The 8,031-nt window shown below is 46.9% G+C and carries 6 protein-coding genes and 1 CRISPR repeat array; of the genes, 5 read left to right on the top strand and 1 reads right to left on the bottom strand.

What is annotated here, in order from left to right; all coding sequences use genetic code 11:
* Window positions 1-472 precede the first annotated feature (472 nt).
* Window positions 473-1,166: direct repeats of the CRISPR family, unit length 30 nt; unit sequence GTGTAAATTTCCTCCACTGGAGTTTGAAAC.
* A gap of 255 nt (window positions 1,167-1,421) precedes the next feature.
* On the bottom strand, window positions 1,422-3,302 hold the full coding sequence (rpoD, locus tag Q0614_RS04070; protein ID WP_297949086.1) for an RNA polymerase sigma factor RpoD: 1,881 nt from the start codon (window positions 3,300-3,302) through the stop codon (window positions 1,422-1,424).
* Between the two features lie 407 nt (window positions 3,303-3,709).
* On the opposite strand from rpoD, the gene Q0614_RS04065 reads away from it, so the two are divergent.
* The 5 genes from Q0614_RS04065 to Q0614_RS04045 are packed head-to-tail and all read left to right on the top strand — an operon-like array spanning window position 3,710 to window position 7,956.
* Window positions 3,710-4,192, top strand: a complete 483-nt coding sequence (locus Q0614_RS04065) for a 3-isopropylmalate dehydratase small subunit (RefSeq protein ID WP_297963052.1) — start codon at window positions 3,710-3,712, stop codon at window positions 4,190-4,192.
* A gap of 9 nt (window positions 4,193-4,201) precedes the next feature.
* Complete coding sequence (gene leuB / locus Q0614_RS04060) at window positions 4,202-5,272, top strand: 3-isopropylmalate dehydrogenase (protein WP_298786729.1); 1,071 nt, start codon at window positions 4,202-4,204, stop codon at window positions 5,270-5,272.
* 9 nt (window positions 5,273-5,281) lie between these two features.
* Window positions 5,282-5,524, top strand: coding sequence for a hypothetical protein (locus tag Q0614_RS04055; RefSeq protein ID WP_005869161.1), 243 nt, complete (start codon window positions 5,282-5,284; stop codon window positions 5,522-5,524).
* Entirely contained in the window at window positions 5,517-6,875 is a 1,359-nt protein-coding gene (locus Q0614_RS04050) for a hypothetical protein (RefSeq protein ID WP_298786727.1), read from the top strand. Before Q0614_RS04055 ends, Q0614_RS04050 begins: the two co-directional genes overlap by 8 nt.
* Window positions 6,856-7,956 carry a CCA tRNA nucleotidyltransferase gene (locus tag Q0614_RS04045; protein WP_298786725.1) on the top strand — a complete coding sequence of 367 codons (1,101 nt, stop codon included), beginning with the start codon at window positions 6,856-6,858 and terminating at the stop codon, window positions 7,954-7,956. Before Q0614_RS04050 ends, Q0614_RS04045 begins: the two co-directional genes overlap by 20 nt.
* The last annotated feature ends 75 nt before the right edge of the window (window positions 7,957-8,031 follow it).

The raw sequence follows: 8,031 nt of genomic DNA, 5'->3' as shown, positions 1-8,031 counted from the left end.
ACGTCGTGTTATCCAGCGCACCCTTGGCTACAGAAGGTAAATTTTAAGAGTGGGACGACGACGCGGCGAAGCAGTAAATTTAGATAGTGTTGCGGTTGTCGGCACGGCAATCCGGCAAAATTTATGGGTGCTGCGATTGCGGGTACGGCAGTGCGGCAAGCGGGATGCGATTGAATGTATGTCAAAGTTTGCCGGTGCCGAGTTGTCGGTTTGTCAGCGCGCAGTAAACCAGCTAGATGGTGCGAGGCGGAATGATTGCACGCCGAAACGGCGGCGGCTTTTGTGCCGTTAAATCGTGCTACCTGGTTTTAGTCGGAATTTTATAAATACGCAGATGAAGCTTTGGCTAAGATTTGCAAAACACCGCAAATGCGGTGTTTTATTTTAAACCGCCTTTGCCGCTTATCTAAATTTAAGGGGTAAGAATATAAACTTTAATATTCATAGCCTGGAAAATAGAATTTCTAGCGCTGTGTAAATTTCCTCCACTGGAGTTTGAAACATTCCGATGAAGCTTCTGCCCCCACCGACACCCAAGGTGTAAATTTCCTCCACTGGAGTTTGAAACGCAACGAAGATGTTAAATTAGGTAATGCAGAAGCTGCGTGTAAATTTCCTCCACTGGAGTTTGAAACTTGATTTTGATAGTGTTGCCGATCATGTTATAGGTGAGTGTAAATTTACTCCGCTGGAGTTTGAAACTGCCAAGAGCTAAAATAGAACGACGACAACGGCAAGGGTGTAAATTTTCTCCGCTGGAGTTTGAAACCAAATCTCAAGCGCCGCTTCGCCCATCAACGTTTTGTGTAAATTTTCTCCGCTGGAGTTTGAAACGAGCAAAGCGCGATCGGCAAAGCCTATGAGGGCTGATGTAAATTTACTCCACTGGAATTTGAAACTGATTTTTCCGCTAATTCGCGGCTCATAGGCTCGGCGTGTAAATTCTCTCCACTGGAGTTTGAAACCATCGTAAATAAAAGCATCAGTAAAATCGAAATAACGTGTAAATTCCCTCCAATGGAGTTTGAAACTCAGATGAAAAAAATTGCTTTAGCTTATCTGCCAAGCAAAGTGTAAATTATCTCCGATGGGGTTTGAAACTGGCTATCACCCATGGAGTGCGTCCATTCGGCAATGTGTAAATTTACTCCGTTAGAGTTTGAAACCTACGGACTTCAAACCTTAAGCCCCTAAAAATCGGCTTTTCAAGCGCTACTGCATTTTACTGCACCTTGATTTGCGCCCCATCTGATAAAATTTAGACTGAAAAATACAATTATTGACGGCTTTAGCTTGAGTATCTTTTACGGATTTTAATTTGTCGTGCGTTTAAGATCAATAATACCGACGCCAAAGCCCGGCTGTCTAATGAATTTTAAATTTGCCGGGCGTTTTAAGAGTAAATTAAATCGAATTTCGCTCTAGCTCTCGATATAGGTTTTGAGTTTGCGGCCGATTTTTGGGTGTTTTAGCTTTTTGATCGCCGAGCTTTCGATCTGGCGGACGCGCTCGCGGGTGATATTGAGCTCCTTGCCGATCTCTTCAAGCGTGCGGTCGCTCTCGTCGTCAAGCAGTCCGAATCGCATGCGGATCACCGTGCGCTCGCGGTCATTGAGCTGTTCTAAGATATCGTCGATCTGCTCTTTTAGGTCGGATTTTAAAATTTGTTCGATCGGCGAAACCGAGCTTTTGTCCTCGACGAAATCGCCGAATTTGCCGTCGTCCTCGTTTCCGATCGGCGCTTCCAGGCTGATCGGCTCCTTTGTGATTTTGATGACCTGCTTTACCTTATCGACGCTAAGGCCTACCTCTTGTGCGATGACGTTGATATCGGGCTCCTTGCCGCCTTCTTGCATATATTTGCGCGTGATTTTATTAATTCGATTTATCGTCTCGATCATATGGATCGGGATGCGGATCGTGCGCGCCTGATCGGCGATGGCGCGGCTGATCGCCTGGCGGATCCACCACGTCGCATAGGTCGAAAATTTATAGCCGCGCTTGTATTCAAATTTATCCACAGCCTTCATAAGCCCGATGTTACCCTCCTGGATGAGGTCTAAAAACGGCAGCCCGCGGTTGGTGTAGCGCTTGGCGATGGAGACGACCAGACGCAGGTTGGACTTCGCCATGCGCGCTTTTGCATTGTCGCTGATGCGCTTGCCGCGCTTAATTTGCTCTAAAATTTCTTTCAGCCGCTCGGGCTCGAGGTTGAAGCTTTTTTTACTCGCTTCTTTTGTCAAAAAGAGCTTTTTAATATCGACGTAGGTCGAGACCATCGTAGCTTCCGGCACGCGCGCGATGATGTCGTCTTTGCTAAGCCTCGTGATCTCTTTTAGAATTTTTTTGTGATTTTCGCGCAGTTCAGCGCTAAACATCGGCAGCTTGTACTCTAAGCGTTTGAGCTCCTTTTCGAAGCCCTCGTCGCTTTTTAGCGCGGTCTCCATCGATTTTACGATCTCGGTGATGAGCTTGCTAGTTGGGCCCAGATCCATGAGTTTTTCTTTTAAAATTTTCTTTTTAAACGCCAAGTTTAGCTTCGATAAAATTCCCTTGCTCTGCTTAATCGCCTCGGCGTTTTTCTCGGCAAATTTCATCCAATCCTTTTTGGCTTTTTCAAGAGCCTTGAAGCTTTCGATGACCTTTAGAGCGCGCTTATCGTTCTTTTTGGATCGCTTTTGCTTCGCCTCGTCCGCGCTCTCCTCGTCCTCCTCGTCGTCGTAATCCTCCTCCGATAGTTCCTCTTCGTCCTCCTCTTCACCCTCTTCGTCGCTGTCGTCAAAGCTTTTGAAAAGCTCCTTTACGCGGCGCTCGCGGTTGATAAGCGGCTCTTTATAGTCTAAAATGAAGTCTATTAAGTATGGCACCGAGCAAAACGCGTCGATGATGATATCCTCGCCGAGCTCGATTTTTTTGCTGATCTCGATCTCCTCTTCTTTGGTCAGCAGCGGGATCTGTCCCATTTCGCGCAGATACATCCGCACCGGGCTGTCCGAACGGCTCCATTCCAAAAGCTCGACGTCGCTGGATAGGTCAAACTCCTCGTCCCAGCCCTCGTCCAGCAGCTTTTTTTGCGTGGCTTCTTTGAGTTTCGCGTCCTCTAAATTTTTGATTTTGGAGATTTCTGCGGCGGAGATCAGCTCGACGTCAAATTTTTTGGTAAGCGCCTCGACCTTCTTAACAGCCGTCGCGGTGGGGGCTTTATCAAAAAATTTTATCAGTCTTTCGTAGGTGATGTAGCTTTTTTGATTTTCGTCGAAGAATTGCTCGATGGGCGTTAAGGCGTCTTTTGGGCTCGCCATAAAATCTCCTTGTGTCGTTGTGTATTTGGTTTTGGAAAATTGGATTATACCGAAACGCTCTTTATTTTTGCTTATATACGGCGCGAACCATCTAAATTTAATGATTTTTCAAATTCTAGAAATTAGGCTAAATTTTAAAATTTAGGTTATATTTTTAGCTAAATTTAAGACTGCTCGCTAAAATTCTGCGTTCGCAAGACGTAAAACCGACGAGCCGAAATTCCGTTTCCTTTGCGCTGTCGCTTTAAAATTTAACGCTTCCGCACTTTCTATTTCTGCGGCTTTGCGTTTAAATTTAGCCCTAAATTTCAAACGAGGAATTCCGCCCTCATATCGGAGCGATTGAGCGGATTTTAATAAATTTGTCGGTAAAATCGCGCATCTATTTTAAAATTGAAGGCGGAAATATGGCAAAAGTATGGAAATTCGGCGATGATATCGACACCGACATTATTATCGCGGCGCGTTACCTAAATACCTCCGACGCAGCGGTGCTTGCGACGCACATTATGGAGGATGCGGACAAGGATTTTTCGTCCAAAATTGCTCGCGGCGACATCATCGTAGCGGGGAAAAATTTCGGCTGCGGCAGCTCGCGCGAGCACGCTCCGATGGCGCTTAAGGCTGCCGGAATTTCATGCGTGATCGCAAAGAATTTCGCTAGGATTTTTTATCGAAACAGCTTCAACACCGGCTTTTTGATCCTCGAATGCGACGAGACGGACAAGATCGCGCAGGGCGACGAGCTTAGCATCGATCTGAAGGGCGGCGTAATTAAAAATTTAACTCAAAAAACGCAGTATAAATTCGCTGCAATCCCCGAGTTTATGCAAAAGCTTCTCGATGCGGGCGGAGCGATAAATTACGCAAAAACAAAGATAAACTTGTAAGGAATTTGGATGAAAAAATACGACGTATGCGTGATAAAAGGCGACGGAATCGGCCCTGAGATCATCGAAGAAGCGATCAAGGTGCTCGATGCCGTAAGCCATAAATTTAATTTTGAGCTAAATTTTGACTACCGCTTGATGGGCGGCGCGGCAATCGACATTATGGGCGTTCCGCTTCCGGATGAGACGCTAAATACCGCTAAATCAAGCGACGCGGTGCTTTTCGGTGCGATCGGCGGCGCTAAATGGGACGGCTTGCCGCGCGAACTGCGCCCCGAAAGCGGACTGCTAAAAATTCGCAAAGAGCTTGGAGCGTTTGCAAATTTGCGTCCCGCGATGATTTTTGATGAGTTGATAAATGCTTCGACGCTAAAGCCTGAGATCATCAAAGGCGTCGATATAATGGTGGTGCGTGAGCTTACGGGCGGGATTTATTTCGGACAGCCGCGCATAAAAAATGAAAAGGACGCGCTAAATACGATGTGTTACAACGCCGCCGAGATCGAGCGCGTGGCTAAGGTCGCGTTTGAGGCTGCGCTTTTGCGAAACAAAAAGATAACGCTCGTGGATAAGGCCAACGTGCTTGAAACAAGCCAGCTGTGGCGCGAAGTCGTAAGCGAGCTAGCGAAAAACTATGCTGGGATAAATTTAGAGTTTATGTACGTCGATAACGCCGCGATGCAGCTAGTGCGGGCGCCAGCGCAGTTTGATGTGATTTTGACGGAGAATTTATTCGGCGATATTTTAAGCGACGAAGCGAGTATGATCTGCGGCTCGATCGGGTTGCTTCCGAGTGCGAGCATTGGCGGCAAGGTAGGAATTTACGAGCCGATTCACGGCAGCGCGCCGGATATTGCGGGGCAGGGGATTGCAAACCCGATCGCTACGATCTTAAGCGCTGCGATGATGTTAAAATACGCATTCGGCGAAAATGAGGCCGCAGCCGCGATCGAGCTTGCCGTGCGCGCCGTGCTTCGCGACGGATACCGCACCAAGGATATCGCGCAGTACGACGCCAAAGAAATTTGCTCGACCGCAGAGATCGGCTCGATCATCGCAGATTACGCGGCTAAGGCTTAGGAGCCAGCTTTGAATGGCGCACTAGCATACGCTATGGAGCTTGAGAAAAAAGGCGATATCTACGGCGCAATGCGGATTTGTCGCGGTATTTTACGCGATAATCCGCAAGATGGCGATGCGGCTGTGCTTTTTGCACGGCTAAATTTGAATCATCGGGTAAGCTCGGGCGTCAATATGGCGATGCTGGAGCGCTTTTTAAGCGTCGATGCGCGCAAACAAGCGGAATTTAAGAGGTGGCTAATTGATGTATGAAAATGAACTGGAAGATATCATCGAAGCAGTAAATGAGATGAAAGCACAAAAGCGCGTGCAAGATTTGGCGGTGCAGCAAGAGGGGGCTGTGAATGCAAACGGCGCTGAAGCAGAAGCGCAGGCTTCGCAGGATGCTTTAGGCCCCGCTTCTTTTGCGCCAGATCCCATTGCATCTGGCGCCTTAAATTCCACATCTGCACCGGATATCGCTTCATCAAACGCGCAAAATTTCACTTCCTTAGATACTAAAAATTCCACTTCGCGCTTTGTTTCATCGGACGCTTTAAATTCCGCCCTAGATCGTTCAAAAGCCCTGACACGCAAGAGCTCTGCGCTTAGCAGCACGGAATTTGCAGCGGACGCTACTTTAAAAAAATCTGCCGCAAAAGATGAAAATTTTACTTTTTCCAGCGAGGAGAATTTTAAAAACTCTGATCTTACAAGCAGTGAAAATTCCGTGGTTTCCGTCTCTTTAAATGGAGGAAATTTTATAAATTCCATTTCTGCAAGTAGCAAAAATTCCACAAATTCAACCTTTGCAAACGATGAAATTTTAAAAAGCTCCGCCGCAAAATTTGACGAAAGCTTGCGTGATTTATCAGGCATCGCAGGTGAAATTTACGATAGTTTAGGTAGCGATATGAATGGGTTTGCTTCGCCGCAAAGCAGGGACGCAAACATGGCGCAAAGCTCTGCCAAAAGTAAAGATTTTGAATTAGCGCTAAATTCTACGGATGACGACTCTCAAAGCGAGCAAGATTTGACGCCTCGTATTTTAGGCGCGCATTTTAAGGAACTTCGCAATGACGATTTTGGGCCTGGCTCTGATTTCAAAGAAAACGAAGTTGACGATTATTTCGGTGCGGCGCATTTTAAAAAGCAGGATTTTTCGTCGCTTCAAGCTCAAAATTCCGCCGCACTAGAGATCCGCAAAGTTGCCGCGCAGCAGCAAAATTTCGTTTCGCAGTCACAGAATTTTACGACGCATAGGGTGCGAGACGATGAGCTCGCCACGCCGCAGCTTCGCAATTCTGCCGCACAGGATATGCAAGCGGAAAGTTTTGCCTCTTATGGTGCTCTAAATTCCGCCCTGCACCAGCCCGAGGAAGCGCGACATCTTGGGGCCGCGAGACAAGCGGGTGACAAATCAAAATATCTCGCAAATGCAGATTTTAAAATTTCAAGCGAGGCGGAGTTTTTGAGCGCGATAAAAGAGCGAATTTTAGTGCTTTTTGAGGGGCTGAACGCTTTTGAGAAGGGCGATTTGAACGCGCGTGTGGAGCTAAATTTAAAATTTATGGAATTTTTGCTTGCAAGTATCGAAAACCGACTTGAAAATCTATCAAAATGACGATTTCATCGCGCTTTTAGATTATCTTAAAAAATTTAGCTCGCGTATCTATCTAGTAGGCGGTTGCGTGCGCGATCATTTTTTGGGGCAGGCTAGCGCTGATGTGGATGTGGAGCTTTACGATGTGAGTCCGCACCGCTTTGAGCAAATTATGCAAGACTTCGGCGCACAGGGCGTCGGCAAGAGTTACTTCGTCTATAAATATAAAAATTTCGATGTTTCGCTGCCGCGCACCGAGAGCAAGACAGGCATCGGACACAAGGGCTTCAGTGTCGCTTTGGCTACGGACGAACATGAGGCTAGTAGGCGGCGTGATTTTACAATCAATGCGATGATGATAAACGCTATAAGCGGTAAAGTTCTCGATTTTTACGGCGGGCTTGCGGATCTGCGCGCGCGTATTTTGCGAGTGGTTGATCCACGCACTTTCGTGGAGGATAGCTTGCGCGTATATCGCGCAGTGCAGTTTGCTGCGAGATTTGAGCTTCGCGCCGAGCTGCGCACCTTAGAACTTATGCACGGCATCGACGTTAGCGATCTTAGTTGCGAGCGCGTTAAAGCAGAGCTGATTAAATTTTTCCGTGCACCTGCGCACCGATACGGAATGATGCTAATGCAAGAGCTGGGGCTTTACGAGCGGGTTTTTGGATTGTGGATTGATCCGCGCACGCACGAGCGACTGATAAAATTCATAGAGCACGGCGAATCTTTCGTGAGAAATGAAATGTTTTTTTTATATGCGTTTTTGAATTTTTTAGGATTAGATAAAGATAAAATTTTAAAGAATTTAGGGCTAAATTCTCTTTATAAAAGGCTACTTAGCGAGCCGTTTTTTAAGCGGGTAAGCGACGAGCGACTATGTAAAATCGCTCTAAAAATGCCGCTTAAGCAGTGGCTCGGGCTATATTGTAAAGGTAGGGTGCAAGCGGCGAAGCGGCTTGGGATTTGGGATAAGAAATTTAAAAGCTTGGTTTGCGCTGCGGATGTCGCTCGCAATCTGCGCGGCGCTGCGATCGGCAAGGAGATTGAGAGGCTGCAAGAAGCGGAGATTAGGGCGTTCGTAGCGGCTTTAAAAGCGTAAATTTAGAGAGATTTTTGTAAAATCGCCGTTTTATTTAGGAGCTAGTTTTATGAAAAAATTCTATCGTCGCGACGA

Origin of the sequence: uncultured Campylobacter sp., from assembly GCF_937997595.1 — a bacterium.
GTDB lineage: Bacteria > Campylobacterota > Campylobacteria > Campylobacterales > Campylobacteraceae > Campylobacter_B.
Note: the sequence above shows the minus strand (reverse complement) of the source record. Positions and strands in the feature narration are given on the sequence as shown.